Raw genomic sequence first — 22,072 nt, forward strand, 5'->3', positions numbered from 1 at the left:
CGGTTTTGGGTTGCCGCAAAAACGCGCAGTCGGCGGTTTGCGGTGCTTTCAAAATGAGAACGAGGCTTTTGCCTGAGCGCAAAAGCCTCGTTGTTGTTTTTTGCCGGTGGTTCAGAAGGGTTATCGAGTTAGCGCCCAGGCGATGCTCTTTGCCATACGCAGGGCAGGTTCCTTGAAGTGGTTGCCGGGGTTTTGCTCGAAGATGGTGGGCACGTCTCTGGCTTCGAACAGCTCGACGACATCGTGCGTGCCTTGCGCCACGTTGCGCAAAAGCCGGCTGGGCGTGCGCGCCTCCTTGCTGCCAAGCGAGAAATATGCGCAGGCGGGCTTGCGGGCGAACTCGTTCGCAGCGGCATAGCCGGTGAAATCCGGGTACCACAGCGACCCCGATGCGCTCGCAACGCGCCCGAACGCCGCGCTGTTGAAGGTTGCCCACGTGGCGAACAGGCCCGCAAGCGAGTAACCCGCCAGCACGCGTTGCTCGGGTTTGCGCGGCGCGTCTCCCTCGACGCGCGGGATGATCTCGCCTTCAAGCAGGCGAAGCTGTTCGGCCGCCTTGCCCGCGAACGGCGCGTCGCCGGCGAACAACCCGGGGCATTCCCAAGGCGTCAGGTCGTCGTTCCAGCAACGCGGCCGTATGGCCGCAAGCACGAAATCCCGGTAGCCAAGCTCGCGGCACAGCTGCAGCACCTCGGACCCATCGCCATCATGAACATGCAGGTAAACCACCGGAAGACCGTCCGAGGGGGAAGGATTTGCCCTGCCGGTATACTTGCCGCTTCGGGCGTCTGTGCATTCTTGGCCGCATGACGGCTCTAGAGCGTAGCCTTCGTTGCGTCCATTGTCGTCTGCGTGCTGATTCCGGCTGCTGAAAGTTTGTTGTTGGGAGCAGCGACCGTAGCGCTCGCTATCCAAGAGCCCTTCGCCTGCGCAATGCGCCGGCACGTGCACGGTCACGTGATTGCCGCAAACATCGAATTCCCTGATTATGTCTTCGCTACCCATGTTTTGCCTCGTGTACGCTGAAGCGCATTTCGCTCTTGATGCTTTACTTTGCTTCGTCTGCGTTGTACCCGGCGCTTGCACCCTGCGCCGGGCGTGCCGCTGCTGATTCTGACTTGCGTGCGCGACCGATCACCATTCTGCGGCGTGGGTTCTGCTTTGCGCGTGCCGCGCTGATTTCGCCAACTTTGCTTCGCCCTAGATACATTCTTCGCTATTTAGGTTCCGCGCCGGGCGCCCCGCCGATTCGTCTCGCGTGCGCCCTGGCTTTTCGCCAGGTTCGCCTCACTTCAGGCGCAGATGCGCTAGGAACGGAACGTAATGCCCTCGGGCAGGTCGTTAGGGTCGAAATCGTCCTCGTCGTCCTCTTCGACTTCGGCGGGTGCAGCGACAACGGGCTCGGGTTCGCACTCTTCGCCGAACGCATCCTCGAAGGGGGCGAAGACGGCGCGCGGCACGGCGAACATGATGTGGCCGATGGCCCCGGGGTGTGCGGCGATCCAGGAACGGAACAGCTCGATGACCACCTCGGGATCGAAACCCTGCGGGCCGGCGCCAAACGCGCCTACGATCAGCGTTTCGGCCCCGTTAGCTGCGGCGATGCGCAACAGCGCCTCCACGCGGGCGCGCAACGCCGTCTCGACCTCGCGCTCGGAGCGGTGGTTCTCCAACGCATGGGTGCGGTTGGGCTCGGGGATGGCGAGCACGTCGGCGCGGCGGATGTCGCCGTCGTGGACGAACGTCACCTGGGGCAGGTACAGCGCGCGGTCGGTGTAAAGCTGGCCGGACGCAAACCCACGGTTGGCGGCATGATACGTGCTTTTGCAGCCGCACAAAACCGGGTACAGGTTGCTCTCCGAACACAGGATCTGCTCGGGCCCGAACGCGCCGTCCTCGTACGCGCCGCCCGGGCGCATGAACGAGCACGGGTCCACGACCACGGTCTTGCCCTTCGCGCTATGCACCGCTTTCACGGTAAAATCGCTGGTCACGCTGGTGGTAGTTGCCGCGTCTTCCTCGACTTCGGGCAGCTCAAGCTCGCGCCCCTCGCCATCTTCGTAGATGATCGCGGCGTCGATGGTTTCCTGGGTATCCTTGGAAAACGCCCCGCGCATCAGCGCGAGGTTGTTTGCGGCGGCGGCTTTTCTCTCATCGCGTGTAGGCATGGTCTCTCCTTAAGGAAGATGATTCGACTTATCGTTCATCGTAGCAGCTGGCAAGCCCGCCGCAGCCCGATGTTTCCGCGATTTAACGCAACCGTTAGCAACGGCGCCCCACTGCCCGCGGGCGGCACGGGAACGGTAATGGGGTTTGCTTGCTCTGGACGGTTAACGGCACGGTTGCGCGCTTTGTTTACGCGACTCCTCCCTAGTGCTGGTCGTTTGGCGGCACGTTCGTGTGCGACTCTCCCAAGTTCTGGGCGGTTTGCGGCACGTCCGTGCGCGACTCCTTCCTAGTGCTGGTCGTTTTATGGCACGTTCGTGCGCGACTCTCCCAAGTTCTGGGCGGTTTTGCAGCTTTTGGGACCTGATTTTGACATGGCCCATGGAGTTCTGGGTGGTTTCGCGGGCGTAATCTTGATTGCGCGCAGCAAAGGCCCAGGTCGCAAATTGGCAAAAACCCACGTTAGCCTTCAAAACCGCCCAGAAGTTGCGCTTGCCTCTTTCGGGCTCGGAAAGTCGCCTCTGCGGATCTTGCCGATCGCCATTTGCGGATACGGCAGTCATCTCTTGCGGATTCGCAAGCATCGCTTCGTTCGCCGCGAGCTTGCCGTTGTTGTGCTAGGCTGTTGACCAAGGAAAACGTTGTCGATGTTGTGCGGATACTGGTCTGGATGCCCGGTTGAGCTCCCTGGCTTTGCCTGTTGCATCGCGAGCGCATCCTCGGCTTGCGCGGTTCGCAAACCTCCCGGCTTCCGGTTCGCAAACCCGCCAGCCGCGCAGCAGACATCGCCGTGCAGCGCACGGAATCCAGCGTACGGAAAGGGGCACACCATGCCGAAACCGCATATCCCGCTCGATGAGCTGCGCGTGCAGGTGGAATCGTGCCGCCGCTGCCCGCTATGCGATGGCCGCACGCAAACGGTGTTCGGCGTCGGCAACCCGCACGCACGTGTGATGTTCATCGGCGAGGCGCCGGGTAAAAACGAGGATCTGCAGGGCGAGCCGTTCGTCGGCGCCGCCGGGCATTACCTCAACGAGCTGCTCGGGTGCGCCGGTTTGCGCCGCGAGGACGTGTTCATCGCCAATGTGCTGAAGTGTCGCCCTCCCGGAAACCGCGACCCGCGACCCGAGGAAATCCAAACCTGCACGCCGTTTCTTCGTGAGCAAACGCGCACCATCGACCCGGAGGTCCTGGTCACGCTTGGGAAGTTCTCCACACAGTTCGTCCTGAAGACGCAAGTGGGCATCACGCGCTTGCACGGTCGCGTGCAGCGAGCGGGCAAGTTCCTCGTCTTTCCCATCTTTCACCCCGCCGCCGCGCTTTACGACGGCGCAAAGCGCGAAGCCCTGGAAAACGACTTCGTAACCCTAGGTCAGCTGCTGCATCAACTAGATGAGCAAAAAGCAAAAGCGGCGAAAGCGGCAGGGCAGCAAAACGGTCAGTAGCCGCAACAGGGGAGAAGGCCAGCAAAAGCGCTTGAGGGGTCGGCGAGAACAGAAGGGGCCGGAATCGGGGGGGCCGGATAGGTGCGCAAGTCGTAGAGGGTAAACGCAGCTTGGCTGGTTTACCCGGGCTCAAAGGCATGAGCTTCGGGTCGGGTTATCGTTTGGGACGCGCCGATCACGCATGTTGCGAGCGATTTATGACAGATAGGCCTACGTCCCCAAGTGTCTGGCCGTTGCAGTCAATCGCTCAACGGCTTGGAGAACCTGCGCATGCTGGGGCTTGGGTTGTCATCCCGTGCTAACCTGCTAACGAACAATGGACTTTCGAGCAAGGTGAATCCCGTATGCCTCAAACACCCCCGCAAAACCCCCCGCAAGACTTCGATCCTATCGCTTATATCAACGCTCCCCGGTGGCAGGCGTCGCGTTTGGGTCTTGATCGCATCCGCGAGCTGCTTGGGCGCCTGGGCGACCCCCAAAACAGCCTGCACATTGTGCATGTTGCGGGCACGAACGGGAAGGGCAGCACGTGCGCCTATATCGCCAACGTGCTGCAGGCCGCTGGCTACCGCGTGGGCTGGTTCTCCAGCCCGTTCATCGAACGCTTCGAGGAGCGCATCCGCGTAGACGGCAAGAACATCGGCATGCCCGATCTTGCGCGTGTCACGCTGCAGGTGCGCGAGCATGCCGAGCAGATGTCGGTGGAAACCGGTGACCACCCAACGGAGTTCGAGCTTATGACGGCGGTGGCGCTCCTGTATTTCGCCCAGGTGGGATGCCAAGTTGCGGTGCTGGAAGTCGGCCTTGGCGGCCGCCTGGACTCCACCAATGTCATTGCGGCACCAGACGTTGCCGTCATCACGCGCATCGGCCTTGACCATACCGATCTGCTCGGCGACACCATCGGCAAGATCGCTGCTGAGAAGGCTGGCATCATCAAGCCGGGAAGCTCGGTGGTGTCGTGGCCGCAGGAGCCCGACGCCGCCGAAGCCGTGGAAGCGGCGGCGCGTGCGGCAGGCTGCACGGTTGTGCAGCCTGATTTCGGTGAACTGGACATCGCGCCTGTCCGTCACCTTGACCCCGAGCAGATCGAACCCGGCAAGCCTGCGATTATCCGTCCCTTCACCTACAAGGGCAACGCTTACGAAACCACATTGCTGGGCAGCTATCAGCCGCAAAACGCCGCATTGGCCTTGGAAACAGTGTTCGCGCTTCAGCGTCGCGGCTGGGATATCCCGCAATCCGCCATCGAACGCGGCGTTGCCGCCACGCGCTGGGCCGGCCGTTTCGAGGTGCTGCCGCACGTGCCGGGTAAACCTACGGTGGTCATCGACGGCGGTCACAATCCGCAGGGCGCCCAGGCGCTTGCCGATTCGCTGGCGGATGTGTTCGCCGGCCGAAAAGCTGTGCTTCTCTCGGGCGTCATGGCCGACAAGGACCATCCCGCCATGCTGCGCACGGTGTTGCTTCACGCCGCCGCGTTCGTTGCCGTGACTCCCGACAATCCCCGAGCGCTGCCTGCCGCAGAATACGCCTCAGAAGCCGTCCGAATAGCCGCAGAATCGCCCGCGATCGGCGCAAACCTGCCAATTTGCGCAGCGCAAACCTATGCCGAAGCGGCCCGCAATGCCGGCGAACTTGCCGGCCCCGACGGCATCATCTGCGCGTTCGGCAGCCTGTACAGCATCGCGCAAACCAAACGGGCCTTGCGAGAAGCGGGCCTGCTCGCAGGCGAATAGCGCCTGCTTTCGCCCCCCTGCTGTCAGGTTTCGCGCGGGAGCCGATTCGAGCGTTCGTGCTGCGGGGTCCACATTAGGGGTAGGGGTTACTCATAGATTTGCCCGCACCTCGGCCTCCCGCCGCCCGCATGGTTCACCCGCGTAACGCGTATGGTTCGTACGTGTGGGACGCGGGGTAAAACCGGGCGCGCGGCGCGGCGTGTGCTACCATACGAGCGTTGCAATGTTTGAGAAAGGACCGCCATCATGGCTACCATCGACACCGTTAAGGAAGTCCTGGAAGAGAACCTGGACATCAATCCTGAAACCGTCAGCGACGACTCCACGTTCGACTCTCTGGGCATCGACTCCCTGGACATGGTCGAGCTGATTTGCGACCTAGAGGAGAAGTGCGACGTGGACTTCGGCGAGCCCGAGGGCCTGAAGACCGTCGGCGAGCTGGTCGAGTACATCGACTCCCTGTAAGCCGCAAAGCTTATCGAGCACGTTAGCCCTCGGCTAGCGCGCTCGACTGCACAAACAAAAGCGCGATAACCGAAGCCGACTTTTAAGTCGGATGTTGAGGACCGGCCCGGAATCGCCCGGGGCCGGTTCTCGCTTTTCCCGTTGCTTGTTGCCTTCAAGCTGATAACGGGGAAGCGGGCAGCGGAGCGTGCGAGTCGCCTTCGCCTCTTATGGGCGCGAAGGCCCCGATGCGACCTTCGCACCCATGTGCGAGAAAGCTCGAATTCGCCCGCGCCCTATTCGTGCTGACCCGCGCAGTCGGCACTCGAGCTTGCTCGAGCACCATGCGCCTTGCTTGCAGCCGCGCATCCCGCTCGCAAGCATGCCGCGTACGAAAAGGGGGCGACCCAAAGGCCGCCCCCTTGCAAAATGCGTATGTCCCGCACTGGCGATCACCGCGCAGATGCGGTGCGTTCGCGCTACTCCGTCTGCTTCAGCAGGCCGTAACCGCCGTCGTCGCGGCGATACAGCACGTTGACCAGGTTCGTGTCGCGGTCGGTGTAAGCGAAGAAGTCGTGACCCAGCAGGTCGATCTGCACCAGGGCCTCTTCCTCGGTCAGCGGCGCGAACTCGATCTCCTTCACGCGCACGACTTCCTCGTCGGCGGTGAACTCGGCCATCAGGCTTTCGGGATCGAACTCGCCGACAGGGGCGACTGCAGCCTCGCGCGGCTTACGGTCGAGCACGCGGGTCTTGAATTTGCGAAGCTGGCGAAGGACCTTGGCTGCCGCAACGTCGATGGCGGCGTACATGTCCTCTTCGGACTCCTCCACGCGTACGATGTGGCCCTTGGTGCGCAGCGTGACCTCGCAGATGGCAGGGGTGGCGTTGGCGGGGTTCTTCTCCACATGCAGCACGACTTCGGCATCCAGCGGATTGATGTCCATGACCTTCATGGAATTGCCGATTTTGTCTTCGGCGTACTCGCGCAGCGCATCGGTTACAGGCATTTTGCGTCCGGTGACGGTAATGCTCATGTCAATCACCTCTTCTTCGCGGCGGACAAAAAAGACCGACGGTGTTTTTCCTGCTCAGAACCGTAAAAAGTTCTTTCAATATGGGTGGCAGGTTATCCCCTTCCGTCGAATCTGTAGGTACAGCATAGCGCACTTTACGTTGATTTAATCGGCGAATTCCCGGTATTTTCGGGTTCGTTCGTAAACGATTTGAAAACGTCAACGCCACGTTCCCGGGCGTGTCGCAACGCCGCCATGATAGACTGTGCCGAATCCGCGAGGACGGCCCGCAAGGCGCCTATCGCGAAGGGCGACAGGGGGCGTTCCGAATCCCCGCCGGCTCGTTTTCGCCATAAAACGGGCCTCATGAAAGAGCAAGCTTCGTTTCGCGGGCGGCTTAGGCGCTTCCCGCAAGTTAGGCAGGACATGACCGACAGCCGTATCTATATCAAAGAGGTGCAGGGCCACCAGCATCGCTACCAGAAGCTCATCCAGCTGACGCATTCGTCCACGAAGGCCGCCGGTGCCATGCTGCTTGCCGCCGTGGCGGCGCTCATAGTGGCAAACACCGCCGCGCACGAGCCGTTCCTGGAGTTCTGGCATTCGCACGTGGGCGTCTTCTTCGGAGAATCCGTCGTCGAGATGTCGCTTGCGCACGTGATCAACGACGTGTTCATGGCAGTGTTCTTCCTTTTGGTGGGCTTGGAAGTGAAATACGAGCTCACGGTGGGCGAGCTGACGAACATCCGCCAGGCGCTGCTGCCCATCATGGCGGCCGTCGGCGGCGTTTTGGCGCCTATCGCCATCTACCTGGTGTTCAACGCCGCCGACCCGCAAACCGTGGGCGGCTGGGGCGTGCCCACGGCAACCGACATCGCGTTCGCGTTAGGCATCCTGGCGCTTCTGGGCAACCGCGTGCCGGCCGGCGTGCGCGTGTTCCTTTCCACGCTCGCCGTCGCCGACGACATCATAGCCATCCTGGTCATCGCCATCTTCTACGGTCAAAGCCCGTCGCTGGCCTGGTTGTTGGCTGCGGGCGTGGTGCTCGCCGTGCTGGTTGCCATGAACAGGGGACATGTGTACTCGCTGCTTCCGTATATGCTGGTGGGCGCCTTGCTGTGGTACTGCGTATATATGTCCGGCGTGCACTCCACCATCGCCGGCGTGCTGCTGGCGTTCGCCATCCCGTCCGGTTCGCGCGTGAACCTGCGCACCTTCGCCACCTGGTCCGATTCTAAGGTCCGAGAAGCGAACCGCGCCTTCGATCCCGAGGAGCCTGTGCTGGCGCAGGGTCGCTATATGGAAACCGTCCGGCACCTGTCGCATGTGGCGCGCCAGGTGGTGCCGCCGGCAACGCGCCTGGAGCACAAGCTGTACCCGTGGGTGTATTTCGGCATCCTGCCTCTGTTCGCCCTGACCAACGCCGATGTGAGCTTCGCCGGCATGGATGTGGGGTCGCTGTTCGCCTCCCCGGTGTTCTTCGGCATCTTCTTCGGTCTTCTGGTGGGCAAGCCGCTCGGCATCATGCTCATGAGCTTTTTGGTGGTGAAGCTCAAGCTGGCCAGCCTGCCCGAGAACGTCAACTGGCAGCATATGCTGGGCGCGTCCATCCTGGGCGGCGTCGGCTTCACCATGGCCATCTTCGTGGCGAACTTGGCCTTCGCCGATGCGGTGTTGGTGGCAACGGCGAAGCTGGGCATCCTGCTGGCATCGCTTGCGGCTGGCGTGCTGGGCTTCACCTTCCTGCTGGTGCAGGCGCGCGGCGCTCAGAGGCAGGGCGTGGCATTCGTGGACCCGGCCGCCGAGAGCGCCGACGAGGAGCTTGAGGCGCTGCCCACCGCGGCGCGCGAGGCCGCGCTCGAGGGCCGTGAGATGCTGCACGACCTGGAGGAGGACGAGGAGCTCGACCCGCGCGGCGTAGCGTAGGAGCTGCGTTCGCTGCTTGAACGCCGCCGTTTGCGACGGGGCCGCCGCCGCTGTGTGCGCAAGCTGCGCAGGCGCGGCGCGCGGGGGAATCGTTGCGGTATACTTTTCGGCAGTTCAATCGCTTGCAACGTCGATGTGCTCATGTGCGCATCGGCCTATGGCGCCCCGCCGGCAAAGGCCTCGGGCGCGCCCGCGGGCGCTGCGCATTCGCGGCGCTCGCGTTTTCGACCAAGGAGGATCGCATGGAAGCTGCCGCTATCGTTTTGGCTGCGGGCGCGGGTACCCGCATGAAGTCCAAAAAGCCCAAGGTGGCACACGAGGTTTTGGGCAAGCCGCTCGTGCGCTGGGTGGTCGATGCCGCCCACGCCGCCGGCGTCACCCAGGTGGCAACGGTGGTCGGCCATGCCCGCGAGCAGGTTATCCCGCTGGTCGAGGGCGACACGCAGGTCGTGGTGCAGGAAGTGCAGAACGGCACGGCGGGCGCGGTGCTTGCCTGCGCCGACGCCTTCGCCGGCTTCGACGGTTCCCTGTCGGTGCTCACCGGCGATTGCCCGCTCATCAAGCCCGAGACCATCGCCCGCCTGGCACAGGTGCGCGACGAGAACAACGCCGCCGTGGTGGTGCTCACCATGAAGCTGGACGATCCCACTGGCTACGGTCGCATCATCCGCGACGCCGACGGCCAGGTGGAGCGCATCGTCGAGCAGAAGGACGCCACGCCCGAGGAGGCGGCGGTCAACGAGTGCAACTCCGGCTTCTACTGCTTCGACGCCCGCGCCTTGTTCGACGCGTTGGCCCAGGTCAGCAATAACAACGCCCAGGGCGAGTTCTACCTCACCGACGTGCTCGAGATCTGCCGCAACGCCGGCCGCCCCGTGCTGGCGCTTGCCACCGACGACGCCGCCGAGTGCCTGGGCGTCAACTCCCGCATCCAGCTGGCCCAGGTCACCAAGGTCATGCAACGCCGCATCAATCACGAGCATATGGCCGCCGGCGTCACCATGGTCGATCCCGACCAGGTGTGGATCGGCCCGGACGTGAAGATCGCCCAGGACGTCGAGCTGCTTCCCCAGGTCATGCTCATGGGCGCCACCGAGATCGGCGAGGATAGCGTCATCGGCCCGAACACGCGCCTGACCGATACGAAGGTCGGCCGCGGCTGCGTCATTGAGGAGACGGTGGCCATCGAGGCTCAGCTCGACGACGCCGCAACCGCCGGCCCGCGCGCCTACCTGCGCCCGGGCACGCACCTGTGCGAGGGCGCGAAGGCCGGCACGCACGTGGAGATCAAGAAGTCCACCATCGGCCGCGGCAGCAAGGTCCCGCACCTCAGCTACATCGGCGACACCACCATGGGCGAGGGCGTCAACATCGGCGCCGGCTCCATCACCTGCAACTACGATGGCAAGAAGAAGTGGCCCACCACCATCGGCGACAACGTGTTCGTGGGCAGCGACACCATGATGGTGGCCCCCGTGACCATCGGCGACGGCGCCATCATCGGCGCGGCGTCGTGCATCACCAAGGAGGTGGCGCCCGACGCGCTCGCGCTCACGCGCCCCGAGCAGAAGGAGATCCCCGGCTGGGCGGCCAAGAAACGCGCCCGCCAGGCCGCTGAAGGCAAGTAAACCGCGTCTGCCATAAGCCTTTCGCAATCCGCAGGGCCGGCTGGCCGTGAAGTCCTCATAGAGGGTTCGCGTGCCAGCTGGCCTTTTCCTTTTCCGCCAGGTAAAATGACTTCCGTATGAACAACTGCGAAGCGATGCGAAGGAGCACGCGCATGACTGCGGAAATGGAAAAGCGTAAGAGGATGGCAGTGTTTTCGGGTTCCTCGAACCTGAAGCTGGCCGATGAGATCGCACAGGAGCTGGGCATCTCCCTGGGCAATGTGAAGCTGGAGAAGTTCGCCAACGGCGAAATCTACGCTCGCTACCAGGAAAGCGTTCGCGGCGCCGATGTGTTCATCGTGCAGTCCGTGTGCTCGAGCCCCAACGGCTTCGACGTCAACGACAACCTCATGGAGCTGCTCATCATGATCGACGCCGCTAAGCGCGCCAGCGCGCACAGCGTCAGTGCCGTCATCACGCATTACGGTTACGCGCGCCAGGACCGCAAGGCCGCTCCGCGCGAGCCCATCACCGCCAAGCTGGTAGCCGACCTGCTCACCGCCGCCGGTGCCGACAACATCATCGCCATCGACCTGCACCAGGACGCCATCCAGGGCTTCTTCGACAAGCCGGTCAACCATATGACGGCCATGCCCATCTTCGTGGACTACTTCGAGCAGAAGGGCTTCAAGTCCGAGGAGCTGTGCGTGGTGTCTCCCGACGTGGGCCGTGCAAAGGCCGCCAAGAAGTTCTCCACGCTGCTTGATTGCGACATCGCCATCATGCACAAGGACCGCCCGAAGCACAACCAGGCCGAGATCACGGCCCTGATCGGCGACGTGAAGGACAAGATCTGCATCCTCAACGACGACATGATCGATACCGCCGGCAGCCTGGTGGCCGCAGCCACCACGCTCAAGGCAAAGGGCGCAAAGAAGATCTACGCCTGCGCAACGCACGGCCTGTTCAGCGGCCCTGCCTACGAGCGACTTGAGAACTCCTGCATCGAAGAGGTCGTGGTCACCAACGCCGTGCCCGTGCCGCTCGAGCGCCAGACCGGCAAGATCAAGGTTGTCACGCTGGCCCCGCTGTTTGCGCAGACCATCAAGAACGTGTACAACAACGGCTCCGTCGCCTCTCTCTTCGAGTAGCTGTATCCGCCGGCGCGTTGCCGGTAGCAGATACGACACAGCGGGCGCTTCTGCAGCTTGCCTTCGCCGTATGCCGAAACCAGGGCGAACCCTGTGTTCGGTTTTGGGCGAAAGCGCGGCGCAGAAGCGCCCCTTTCTAACTGTTGCGCATCGGTGATTTGGAAGGACCTATGTTTCTAATCGTTGGCTTGGGAAATCCAGGCGAGGAATATGAGCACACGCGTCACAACGCCGGCTTCGATTCGCTTGATTTGGTGGCGGAAGAAGTGGGCGCGCGCTATTGGAAGACCGAGTGCGGCGCGCTCACGGCCAAGGGCGTGTGGCGCGACCACGATGTGGTGCTGGCAAAGCCGCAAAGCTATATGAACACGTCGGGCGGACCGGTGAAGCAGCTGATGAACGCATATGGCGTGAAGGCCGATCACCTGATCGTCATCCATGACGAGCTGGATATCGACCCGGGTACCATCCGCGTGAAGTTCGGCGGCGGCCATGCCGGTCATAACGGGCTTCGCAGCATCTGCGACAAGCTGGGCACGCGCGACTGGTTCCGCGTGCGCTGCGGCATCGGCCGCCCGCCGGGACGCATGCCGGTGGTCGATTGGGTGCTGGGCCGTCCGAAGAAGGAGCAGGCTGACGATTTCACCCAGGCCACGCACCTGGCAAGCCAGGCCGCCCTGGGCCTGGTCACGGATGGTCTGGAGAAAACCCAGCAACGCTTCAACTAACGAGCGCCGTGCGAAAGGAGGGCCTTTTGCCTGCAACCGATAAACGCGCTGCGTATTCGTTGTTCGCGCTCGTGGTCCTCACCGCGGCGTGCGGTAACCTGTCGCAAACCGCCGTGAACGCCATGATGATGGGTATTGTGGCGGATATGGGCGTCACCGTGGAGCTTGGCCAGTGGTTGAGCACCGGCTATATGCTCATGCTCGGGGTTGCCGTGCCCGCTGTCACGTGGATTTCCAAACGCTTCAGCGCAAGGCAGCATCTGCTTCTCGGTCTGGGGCTTTCCCTTGCGGGTTCGCTCATGTGCCTGGCTGCGCCCGGCTTCTGGGTGCTGCTGGCCGGGCGCATCCTGCAGGCGGTTTCCACAGGTATCCTTTTGCCGTTCATGACCACCATCGCCATGGTCAGCTTCCCTCCGGGCCGTCAGGCCACGGCCATGGGCATCGCGGGGGTGGCCATGGGCTTCGCGCCCAATATCGGGCCCACCGTGGGCGGCGCTATGGCATCGGCATGGGGCTGGCGCAGCTTCTTCGTTCTTCTGGCGGCTCTGACCTGCGTGTTGACGCTGTGCGCCCTGGTGCTGGTGAAGCCCACGAAGCCGCATGATGCTGCTGCCCGCCTGGACGCGGTCTCGCTTTCCTTGTCCACCCTGGGCCTGGGAGGCGTGCTGCTGGGCTTCAGCAACGCATCGTCCTTCGCGCTGATCAGCCCCTATGTATGGGGCCCGCTTGCCGTGGGCGTAGCTCTGTGCGCGGCGTTCATCGTGCGCCAAAAACGTTCGGGCAACCCGCTCATCGACCTGGGCGTGTTCCGCTCGTGCCGATTCAACGCCGGTTTCGGGGCGCAGAACCTGCTGTTTGCCTCCTTCATGGGCGTCACGCTGGTAGTGCCTCTTTACGTGGAAGGCCTGTGCGGCGGCACGGCGCTTCAGGCGGGCATGGTGCTGCTGCCGGGTACCGTTGCCGCGCTCGTGCTCAACCCGCTCGGCGGCGTGTTGACCGATCGCTTGGGCGCGCGACGGGTTTGCCTGGTGGGCGGGCTTATGCTCTCAGCCGGTGCCGTTCCCATGTGCTTTTTGGACGCCGCCTCGCCGTTGTGGCAGGCGGTCGTGTTCCAAGGCGTGCGCGCATGCGGCGTGTCGCTGCTCATCGGGCCGCTTACCCAGTGGAGCCTGGCGGACCTGCCGCGGCCGCTCGTGCCGCACGGCAGCTCGCTGTCTATCGCGGTGCGCCAGGCCTGCGCCAGCTTCGGCACGTCGGCCATGGTGCTGGCGATCTCGGCGGGGCAGGGGATCGCGTCCCGTGGCGGGTTGGCCGACGGCCTGCGATCTGCTCCGGATGCGCTTGCGGCGCTGCCGTACCACTTGGCGTTCGGCTTCTCGGCGGTGCTGTCGCTGTGCTTGCTCGTAACCATCGCGTGGAAGGTTCGTTAGCGCATCTTGTGCCGTTCGCGGCCGTTTTCGCGCCAGCGGTTGCACGTTCCCGCACGTCTGGTATACTTCACTTCAGCACTCTACTGTGATAAAGTGATTGCTAAGGAACCAAGCAGCCATGCCCGCGGGCATGCGCGGAAGGGAAGGGAACATGAAGAAGAAGCTCCTCGGCCTGGTGGCATGCGTTGCCACGTTGGCCCTGTCCGGCGCCCTGCTGGCGGGTTGCTCGGGCTCTGGCGACAAGACCGGCGGCGACTCCGCTGACGGCAAGGAAACCCTGACGGTCGGCTTCGACCAAAGCTATCCGCCGTACGGCTTCGTCGGCGACGACGGCAAGTTCACCGGCTTCGACCTGGATCTGGCTCAGGCCGTGTGCGACAAGAACGGCTGGGAGCTGAAGCTGTCCGCCATCGACTGGGATGCCAAGGACGCGCTGCTGGCCCAGGGCAACATCAACTGCATCTGGAACGGCTTCACCATGGAGGGCCGCGAGGATGGCTACACCTTCTCCGATCCCTACATGCTCAATGAGCAGGTCATCGTCGTGAAGGCCGGCAGCGACATCTCCGATTTCGCGGGCCTGTCCGGCAAGACCGTCATGACCCAGGTCGACTCCGCCGCACTTGACGTGCTCGAGGGCGACCAGGCCGAGGTTGCCGCCACCTTCAAGGGCGGTGCCGCTCAGACCATCGGCGACTACAACAATGCCTTCATGCAGCTTGACTCCGGCATGATCGACGCCGTCGCCTGCGACCTGTCCATCGCGCAGTACCAGATCGCTGCGAACCCCGACAAGTACGTGCAGCTGTCCACCCCGCTGTCCACCGAGCACTACGCCGTGGGCTTCAAGAAGGGTGACACCGAGCTGGCCCAGAAGGTCACCGAGACCCTGAAGCAGCTCGACGCCGACGGCACCGTCAAGGAGCTGTGCGAGAAGTACGCAAGCTATGGCATCAGCTACGACAACTGGGTGCTCGGCAAGTAATGCCCCCGCTTGCCCCCGGCAAGCAGCTTGATAGCGTATCCTATTAGGGCCGGAGATGCGAACCCTTGCCCCTATGCACGATGCGACGCGAATCCAACGGCGTTCACGTGCATGGTGGGCTGGGGAAGCATCCCCGGCCTTCCGGCTGATGTACCCCGCCAACCTGCGAAGGTTGGCATTCGGCGTGTTAAGACAAGAGCGTTTCTCTTGGAAGGAGACCAATGGAATTCGGAACCATGATGGGGCTGCTGCTCTCCGGCCTGCAGTTCACCGCCATCATCTTCGTGATCACGCTTGTGGGCGCGTTGCCCCTCGGCGTGCTGGTGGCGCTTGGCCGCATGAGCAAGTTCAAGCCGCTGTCGCTTTTGGTGCAGTTCTATATATCGGTCATGCGCGGCACGCCGCTTATGCTGCAGCTGATGATGTGGATGTTCGGTCCGTTTTACCTGTTCGGCGCCTCAATGGGCCCGGATTGGAAGTACTTCGCGTGCTGCATCGGCTTCATCCTGAACTACGCTGCCTACTTCGGCGAGATCTACCGCAGCGGCATCCAGTCCATCCCGCGCGGCCAGTACGAGGCCGCCGAGGTGCTCGGCTACACGCGCACGCAGACCTTCATGAAGATCATCCTGCCGCAGGTGTTCAAGCGCATCCTTCCCGCCATGGGTAATGAGGTCATCACGCTGGTCAAGGACACGTCGCTGGCGTTCGTGCTCGGCATCATGGAGATGTTCACGCAGGCCAAGGCCATCGCAGCCGCTCAAACCAGCATGATGCCCTACGTCATCGCCGGCCTGATCTACTGGGTGTTCAACTTCGTGGTGGTCATGGTGCTCAACCGCGTCGAGAAAAGGATGAACTACTATCATGACTAACCCCCTTGTTTCCCTTTCGCACGCACGTAAGAGCTTCGGCAAAACCGAGGTGCTCAAAGATATCTCCCTGTCGGTGGAGCAGGGCCAGGTCGTCGCCATCATCGGCCCTTCCGGTGGCGGCAAATCCACGCTTCTGCGTTGCATGACGCTGCTTGAAACCCTTGACGGTGGCAGTCTGTCCTACGGCGACCTTGCCGTGGCGACCGACAACGGTTCCGGTTCTGTGTACGGCGGCAAGGCCGTGCTCTCGCAGGCGAAAACGCGCTTCGGCCTGGTGTTCCAGAACTTCAACCTGTTCCCGCACTACACGGTGCTGAAGAACATCACCGACGCGCCGCTATCCGTGCAGAAGCGCCCGAAGGACCAGGTCATGGCCCAGGCGCACGAGCTATTGGCGAAAATGGGCCTGGAGGGCAAGGAGAACATGGTTCCTTGCGAGCTCTCCGGCGGCCAGCAGCAGCGCGTGGCCATCGCGCGCGCCCTGGCCCTGAACCCTGACGTGCTGTTCTTCGACGAGCCCACCAGCGCCCTTGACCCCGAGCTCACCAAAGGTGTGCTCAAGGTTATCCGCGACCTTGCCGACGAGCATATGACCATGGTCATCGTCACGCACGAGATGAGCTTCGCCCGCGACGTCGCCGACCACATCATCTTCATGGACGGCGGCTACATCGTGGAGGAGGGCCCTGCCGAGCAGGTGATCAACAACCCGCAACAGGAGCGCACGAAGCTGTTCTTGGCGAACTACGGGGATTAACGAAACGGTTTGCGGCGTGCAATGCGCTGCAGGGGAAAGCGCCCGGACATCCGGGCGCTTTTGCATGGGAAAGGCGGAAGCTTGGAAGAGAAAGATCCTCAGGCGTCGTTGACCTCGGGTGACGGCACGGTGACGTTCTACATCACGCGGCATGGGCAGACGGTCTACAACGTCGCAAGCCGCGTGCAGGGCTGGTGCGATTCGCAGCTCACCGATGAGGGCATCCGCGTGGCCCGCTTGCTGGGCCGCGGCCTGGCGGAGGTCCCGTTCGCGCAGGCCTACTGCAGCGATGCCGGTCGTGCCGTGCAAACGCTCAATGCGGTGCTCGCTGCCAGGGCCAAGGAGAACCCGCAGGCCGAACTGCCGTTCATTCACGTTCCCGACCCGCGCCTTCGCGAATGGTGCTATGGCAACCTTGAAGCGGGGCCGGGGGCCGAGCTGCACGCGGCGCTCACCCGCGGCTTCGGCGAGGATCTGTCCTTCGATGAGCTGAACCGGCGCCTGCCTCAGGTGGCCGAGGTGCTGGCCGACCAGGACGACACCGGGCGCGCGGAGCGCTTCGACCAGGTGAAGGCGCGCCTGGAAAGCTTCTTCAGCGAAGCGGGCAAGCAGGCGCTTGCCGCGGGCGGCGGCAACGTGCTGGTGGTCACGCATTCGTTCGTGGTGCGATCGGTCATGTATCTGCTGGATCCTTCGCGCGTTAACGACCCGCTCAAGATCAAGAACGCCAGCGTCACCCAGGTGACGTACGACGGCGAAACTTTCACGTTAGGAGAAACGGCATCTACCCGCTGGCTGGGCGAGATGCCGCCGGAAGCCAACGCTATCCCCTTCGGGTTCCGCATGTAAACAAGCGAACGCAAAAGGCCCGGGGATGTGTCCCCGGGCCTTTCTCATGGCGTGTGAGCCGCGTTGTCGTTTACTGGTGGTACTTCGTCAGCGTCGGTGTAGTTGCCAGCTGCAGGTTGCCCTCGACGCCTGCCGGCAGGGTGACCGTGTAGCTGTAGGTCACGGTGGACTCCACGGGCAGCGGGTTGTTCGGCTTGGGCAGCACCGAGAAGTCGCCCACCTGGCAGGTGAAGGTGACGTCAAGACCCTGATAGGTTGCCTTGCCGAGCGTGGCGCCGTTCGATGCCGTCACGTCGGAGATCGTGCCGCCTGCAGGAGCGTAGAAGTAGATGAACGGGTCGGCATCGCCCAGGCTCTTGTCGTTGTCCGAGACGATGTAGCCGCCGCCTTGCTTCGCTTCCTGCGCGGTCATGAAGTTCGTCAGCGTGGTGGTCACGTGATAGGTGCGGGACCCGTCGTTGCCCGTGACGGGGCTGGAGACCTGGGTGTCCATGCCCAGCCACCAGCCAAGCTTGCTGCCTGCCCAGAAGTTGACGAACACGCCAAGGGTGGGCTCCTGTTGCGATGCGGCGGTCATGGAGCCCGAATAGCCCATATCCTCGATGTAGCTCTGCTCGGTGGCGTTGGCCAGCCAGATCATGACGCGGCGATCCTCAAGGCCGCCCATCATGGTGGAGACCAGCTTCATGAGCGAGGATGCGTTCATGTTCTCCAAAGCCGAATCGAACGCGTATTCCGCGGCCTCGGCGAACAGGGCATCGCACAGGTCGTTGCCCTCGGACATGTTCGAGCCGCTGGACAGGTACTTCCAGTACAGGTCGTGCTGCAGCACCTTCGTGGCGTTCGTGCCATCGATGGTGGTGCCGTCGGACAGCGTGAAGCTATCGCCCGTGGCGGCCAGCAGGTCCTGGACCATGGTCGGGGTGATGGAGATGACGCCGTCGACGGACTGCTCGGTCTTCTCCTGATAGGCGGCCGCCCAAATGCCGGCGACGCGCGGGTAGTCGGGGTTGAAGCTGTTATCCCAGGAATACTGCGTGTACCAGGGATAGAACAGCGCGTTCTCCTCGTCGGTGATGGCGCACTGCGCGGGCGTTTCCTCGGCCATCATGTCGTAGACCTTGGTGAAATCGCCCAGCTCGATGGCGCCGTTGTCGATGGAGACGGTGCCCATGGAGCCGGGGAAGCCGCCCGAGGCGCGGATCTCGGCGGTGTTCTGCGCGGCCAGCAGGTACGTGCGGTTGCCGTTCGCGCCGAGCATGGAGCCGATGATGGGCGCGAAGGTGTTCGCCTCCTGGAAGACGTCGTTGATGCCCGTGATCTTCTCCTGGGCGGGCCCCACCAGCTTCTGCAGCTTCTCGATATGGAAGGCGGGAAGCGAGGATAGCTCGTCGGTGCAGCGCTGCATGGCCGGGGCGCCGTTTTGGATGGCGCCGAGCAGCGTGGTGATGGCGGCGATGTTCAGCTTGCCGTCGGCATCGATGCAGGCGGATGGCGGCGTGGTGGACAGGCTGCTGGTCAGCGGCACGATGGCGTTGTCGGATGCGTCGGCCAGTGCGGAGGCGATGGCCTGCACGCCCTTCACGTCGCTGCCTACGACGGGCAGCATGGCGGCCACGTCCCAAACGGGGGAGGAGAGCTCCTCGTTCATGGCCTGTGCCGAAGACTGCAGGTTGGAGGCGTTCTTCGCCGCCGTTGCGAAGTCCTGCCCGGCGATGGCGGTTTGGATGCCGTTGACGTTGGAAAGCGCGGTCTCGGCCTGGGATTTCACGTCCTTTGCGGACAGCGCCAGCGCCGCGCCGTAGCCGCACGCGCCCACCAACAGGCACGCGATGACGACGATGCAGACGATCAGCTTGGTGTGCTTCTTGCGGCGCTTCTTCTTCACGCGGATCATGCCGTCGTGCTCGTGATTGCTCGGAAGAGGCTGGAAGTTGAAATCCTGCCTTCCGTATGGGTTGCCGTACCCGTTTTGCGGCGGCTGCTGCCCAGGTTGCTGGGCGTAGCGCGGCTGCTGATACGGGGGGCGCTGATATGCTTGCTGGCCGTATGGCTGTTGCGGGCGCGCCGGTGCTTGCCGGCCCATGTTGGCGGGACGGTTGGCCTGTTGCCCATATGCCTGGTCCGGGCGCGAATGCTTTCCGTTGTTCTGCATAACACTCCTGACTTGCCTGTAACTACAAGGGGAAAGTGTATCACGCGCAGTGTCGGCGGGGGACATATGCACGCGAAGCCCAGATGACGGGCTTATCGGGAAGCCATCTGCCGATGGACCTGTCATCAACGACGGCTTTTGCGCTATATACGAGCGTTCGCCAAGCATGCGGGTTTCGGACGCATAACGCTACGTCCCCAAGTGTCAGACGGGAAACGATCAGCGAACGCAAAAAGCCTGGGAATAGGCCCCGGGCCATTTTGCGCGCTATGTGCGTCCTGTTTATCAGTGGTTCTCAATGACGTGCGGGATGACGCGGTGCCACGCCGTTCCGGTCTCCTGGTCATAGATGACGTCGTTGGCCATCTCGTCGATGTAGAATGAGATGTACACCCCGCTCGAGTCCCTCGTCAGGCAGGAGCATCTTCCCTGGTTCAGCATCATGTCGACGACGCCGTTGCAGAATTCGAACTTCACGGGCCCGGAAGGCTGGGGCCTGCCAAGGGCGCGCGAGTCGATGAGCGAGTAATAGTCGTAGGTCACCAGATCGCCCTTTGCAAGGAAGTCGATATAACGGGGCTCCTGGGCGTTCGGGTCGGGGCTCCAAAGGCCCACGATCATGTTGTTCGTCAGCGTGGTCTCGGGCATGGGCGCCGTCTGCCCGCTGCTGGAAGCGCTCGACCCGCTGTTAGCGGAGCTGCCGCCGGTGGATTCGCTCGGCTTGCTCTCAGTTGCGGGCAAACCGCTGTTGGCGGAGCTGCCGCCGGATGACTCGCTCGACTTGGACTCGGTCTCCTTGCCCGTGCTCGAGTTGTTCGAGCTGCTTGTCGAGCCGGAACTCGTGCTGCTTTCGGCGGGTTTGTCCTGGGTTTTGCCCTTGCTCGCCGAGTCTGCCTGCACCTTGAGGTCTCCGGCCTCGGTTCCGCCGAACAGCTTCACCTTGACGTTGCGCTGCGATTCGATGAAGTTGGCGTCCGCGCCCACGCGCTCAAGATATTCGGCGGAATCGTTCCCGATGGTTCTCTTCGCCGTGCTCAGGCTTTTCGACAGCGTGGGGTAGTTGCCGTTCTCGTCGGGGGTCAAAAACGTGGTCAGCACGCCCTGGAGCATGGCGACGTTGTAGACGTGCGAGATCGACCCGGTGTTGCCGAAGACGGCCGTTGCGCCGTTGTCCAGGAACGCGTCGGCCAGCTGGCTATCCTCTCCCGTGCTGCAGGCGCACAGGTACACGACCGACCCGCCCATGCCGCGCACGTAGCGCTTGACGAAGCCGGGCGTGATCGCAAGGTGGCTGTCGGGATCCCCAGCAACGTTGACGATCGTGGCGCGGTCGTTCTTAATCTCGATGAGCTGGGATTTGTCGCTTAGGTCGGAATCAATCCCGGTGTCAAGGACACTGCCGGTCTTGCGGTTGTACCCGCCGTGGCCGGCCCAGATAAGCAGCTGCTGTTTGCCGCCGAGCTCTTTAAGCCCGGCAAGCGTGATGTTGCTCGGGGTTTTCGCCGTGGAGGCGGACCATTTCGAGGAAGCTGAGGAAAACGCGCTGGTGATGGTGCTGATCGCCGCGAGCGAATCGGTTCGTCCCGTGGTCTCCACCGAGCTGACGGTGGCTTCGGAATCGGTGCTCAAGGCATCGGTTCCCTCGGGCGCGGCTATGTAGAGATATGACAGGCCGTTCTCGAACTTGAAGTACACGCTGTTGTCGTCGGCGGTGTAAGAGGATACGACCCCTTGCGCCTCAAGCTCCTTCGCGTAGGACTTTTGTGCTGCTATGGCGTTTTTGGCATCTTCTTCGGTTTGAAATCCACCCGATGCGTACGTGGCGGCGTTCTGGTCGATTTGATTGAGGGTCTCCTCGAATTCGGCGATCTCGGCATTGGAGAGCTCGGGAGCGGTGAATTCCTCCCAGATATCTAAGGCGAAGTTCGTTCCCGTGAGGAAGTATTGCACCGCAAGGACGACGATCGCGGCGATGACGATGAACGCCACGGTATTATCGCCGCTGCCGTTCTTAGAACCGTTCGATGAGCTTTGCGAGGGCTTGTCGGGCGTTGCCATAGCTTCTCCTTGGCGTTCGTCTACGTGATGGAGCGTCGCTTCATATCATACGAGATGAACGCGCTGTCTGGGAGAGCTTTGTGCACGTTGGCGAACTTTCGATCCTGGGCGGCGATGGGTTGCCAGGCGCCGCGGGCGGGCAAGGTTCGGTCTTTTGTCCACGATACGGCTTGGTGGCTTGTTCGTTGGAATTTTGCCCGGCCCGGTCGTCGCGGCTACGGCGGGCTTAAGACCGAGACGGCGCTTGTCTGGCGCGCTGGGTTCCGTCTGCCGTACGCGCTGCAGACCGCAAAACGAAAAACGCCCCGGAATGGTTCCGGGGCGTTGGCTTCGCGTTGGCGGTCGTCGTCGACGCTTATGGCTTGAGGCAGCTCAGCGACCGCTTTCGTTCTTATCGCACGGCTTTCGCGATGCTACTTGGAGAAGCGGCTATAGTCGTAACCGCCCTCGCCGCCGCGCTTCTTGTTGTTGGCCTTGTGCGGGTTGCCGTTCTGGGCCTTGCGCTCCTTCTTGTGCAGACGAGCCTGGGCGTTCTTGGCGTTGCGGCGGGAACGGAACTCCTCGTCGGAGAGCCACTCGCCGTTGCGGCCGGCGCCGCCCTTGCCGCGATGGCCGCCCTTGTTGCCGCCGCGATCGTTGCGGTTGTCGCGGTCGAAGCGGCCGCCACGGTCGTTGCGGCCCTTGCGGTCGAAGCGGCCCTTGCCGCCGCGGCCGCCGCGCTCGCCGCGGGTGACCAGCGAG

The 22,072-nt window shown here is 63.0% G+C and carries 17 protein-coding genes and 1 pseudogene; 12 read left to right on the top strand and 6 right to left on the bottom strand.

Annotated features, from left to right (window positions below):
* Positions 1-120 precede the first annotated feature (120 nt).
* Complete coding sequence (locus tag SFHG_RS07045) at positions 121-729, bottom strand: alpha/beta hydrolase-fold protein (protein WP_042435655.1); 609 nt, start codon at positions 727-729, stop codon at positions 121-123.
* 578 nt (positions 730-1,307) lie between these two features.
* On the bottom strand, positions 1,308-2,168 hold the full coding sequence (locus tag SFHG_RS07050; protein WP_042435658.1) for a TIGR02452 family protein: 861 nt from the start codon (positions 2,166-2,168) through the stop codon (positions 1,308-1,310).
* 828 nt (positions 2,169-2,996) lie between these two features.
* On the opposite strand from SFHG_RS07050, the gene SFHG_RS07060 reads away from it, so the two are divergent.
* The 3 genes from SFHG_RS07060 to SFHG_RS07070 all read left to right on the top strand — a co-directional run bounded on the left by SFHG_RS07060 (position 2,997) and on the right by SFHG_RS07070 (position 5,815).
* Complete coding sequence (locus SFHG_RS07060) at positions 2,997-3,611, top strand: uracil-DNA glycosylase (protein WP_042435662.1); 615 nt, start codon at positions 2,997-2,999, stop codon at positions 3,609-3,611.
* A gap of 344 nt (positions 3,612-3,955) precedes the next feature.
* Positions 3,956-5,350 (top strand): bifunctional folylpolyglutamate synthase/dihydrofolate synthase, encoded by a 1,395-nt coding sequence (locus tag SFHG_RS07065; RefSeq protein WP_042435664.1) that lies wholly within the window; start codon positions 3,956-3,958, stop codon positions 5,348-5,350.
* A gap of 246 nt (positions 5,351-5,596) precedes the next feature.
* Positions 5,597-5,815, top strand: a complete 219-nt coding sequence (locus SFHG_RS07070; RefSeq protein WP_042435666.1) for an acyl carrier protein — start codon at positions 5,597-5,599, stop codon at positions 5,813-5,815.
* 458 nt (positions 5,816-6,273) lie between these two features.
* Here SFHG_RS07070 and hpf read toward each other — a convergent pair whose 3' ends face one another.
* On the bottom strand, positions 6,274-6,831 hold the full coding sequence (hpf, locus tag SFHG_RS07075; RefSeq protein ID WP_042435669.1) for a ribosome hibernation-promoting factor, HPF/YfiA family: 558 nt from the start codon (positions 6,829-6,831) through the stop codon (positions 6,274-6,276).
* 405 nt (positions 6,832-7,236) lie between these two features.
* On the opposite strand from hpf, the gene nhaA reads away from it, so the two are divergent.
* The 9 genes from nhaA to SFHG_RS07120 all read left to right on the top strand — a co-directional run bounded on the left by nhaA (position 7,237) and on the right by SFHG_RS07120 (position 17,118).
* A complete protein-coding gene (nhaA, locus tag SFHG_RS07080; RefSeq protein ID WP_042435671.1) occupies positions 7,237-8,736 on the top strand; it encodes a Na+/H+ antiporter NhaA in 1,500 nt (499 codons plus the stop codon).
* 242 nt (positions 8,737-8,978) lie between these two features.
* Complete coding sequence (gene glmU, locus SFHG_RS07085; RefSeq protein WP_042435674.1) at positions 8,979-10,364, top strand: bifunctional UDP-N-acetylglucosamine diphosphorylase/glucosamine-1-phosphate N-acetyltransferase GlmU; 1,386 nt, start codon at positions 8,979-8,981, stop codon at positions 10,362-10,364.
* 152 nt (positions 10,365-10,516) lie between these two features.
* Positions 10,517-11,494, top strand: a complete 978-nt coding sequence (locus tag SFHG_RS07090) for a ribose-phosphate diphosphokinase (protein WP_181859389.1) — start codon at positions 10,517-10,519, stop codon at positions 11,492-11,494.
* Between the two features lie 170 nt (positions 11,495-11,664).
* Entirely contained in the window at positions 11,665-12,222 is a 558-nt protein-coding gene (pth, locus tag SFHG_RS07095; protein ID WP_042435677.1) for an aminoacyl-tRNA hydrolase, read from the top strand.
* A 26-nt stretch (positions 12,223-12,248) separates the two neighbouring features.
* Complete coding sequence (locus tag SFHG_RS07100) at positions 12,249-13,652, top strand: MFS transporter (protein ID WP_042435680.1); 1,404 nt, start codon at positions 12,249-12,251, stop codon at positions 13,650-13,652.
* A gap of 151 nt (positions 13,653-13,803) precedes the next feature.
* Positions 13,804-14,637, top strand: coding sequence for a transporter substrate-binding domain-containing protein (locus SFHG_RS07105; protein WP_042436175.1), 834 nt, complete (start codon positions 13,804-13,806; stop codon positions 14,635-14,637).
* Positions 14,638-14,858: 221 nt separating this feature from the next.
* Positions 14,859-15,512: an amino acid ABC transporter permease gene (locus SFHG_RS07110; protein ID WP_042435683.1), complete on the top strand. Its 654-nt coding sequence runs from the start codon at positions 14,859-14,861 to the stop codon at positions 15,510-15,512.
* Positions 15,505-16,269, top strand: coding sequence for an amino acid ABC transporter ATP-binding protein (locus SFHG_RS07115; protein WP_042435685.1), 765 nt, complete (start codon positions 15,505-15,507; stop codon positions 16,267-16,269). Before SFHG_RS07110 ends, SFHG_RS07115 begins: the two co-directional genes overlap by 8 nt.
* 81 nt (positions 16,270-16,350) lie before the next feature.
* A complete protein-coding gene (locus tag SFHG_RS07120; protein ID WP_202898145.1) occupies positions 16,351-17,118 on the top strand; it encodes a histidine phosphatase family protein in 768 nt (255 codons plus the stop codon).
* Positions 17,119-17,188: 70 nt separating this feature from the next.
* Here SFHG_RS07120 and SFHG_RS07125 read toward each other — a convergent pair whose 3' ends face one another.
* From SFHG_RS07125 to SFHG_RS10795, 3 genes and pseudogenes are all read right to left on the bottom strand, one after another.
* Positions 17,189-19,273: a DUF4012 domain-containing protein gene (locus SFHG_RS07125; RefSeq protein WP_042435687.1), complete on the bottom strand. Its 2,085-nt coding sequence runs from the start codon at positions 19,271-19,273 to the stop codon at positions 17,189-17,191.
* Between the two features lie 285 nt (positions 19,274-19,558).
* Positions 19,559-21,331: a hypothetical protein gene (locus tag SFHG_RS07130; RefSeq protein WP_042435689.1), complete on the bottom strand. Its 1,773-nt coding sequence runs from the start codon at positions 21,329-21,331 to the stop codon at positions 19,559-19,561.
* 413 nt (positions 21,332-21,744) lie between these two features.
* A pseudogene (locus tag SFHG_RS10795) lies at positions 21,745-22,072 on the bottom strand (hypothetical protein); the annotation flags it as partial.

The organism is Senegalimassilia anaerobia JC110 (assembly GCF_000236865.1).
In the GTDB taxonomy this organism is placed as follows: Bacteria; Actinomycetota; Coriobacteriia; order Coriobacteriales; family Eggerthellaceae; genus Senegalimassilia; species Senegalimassilia anaerobia.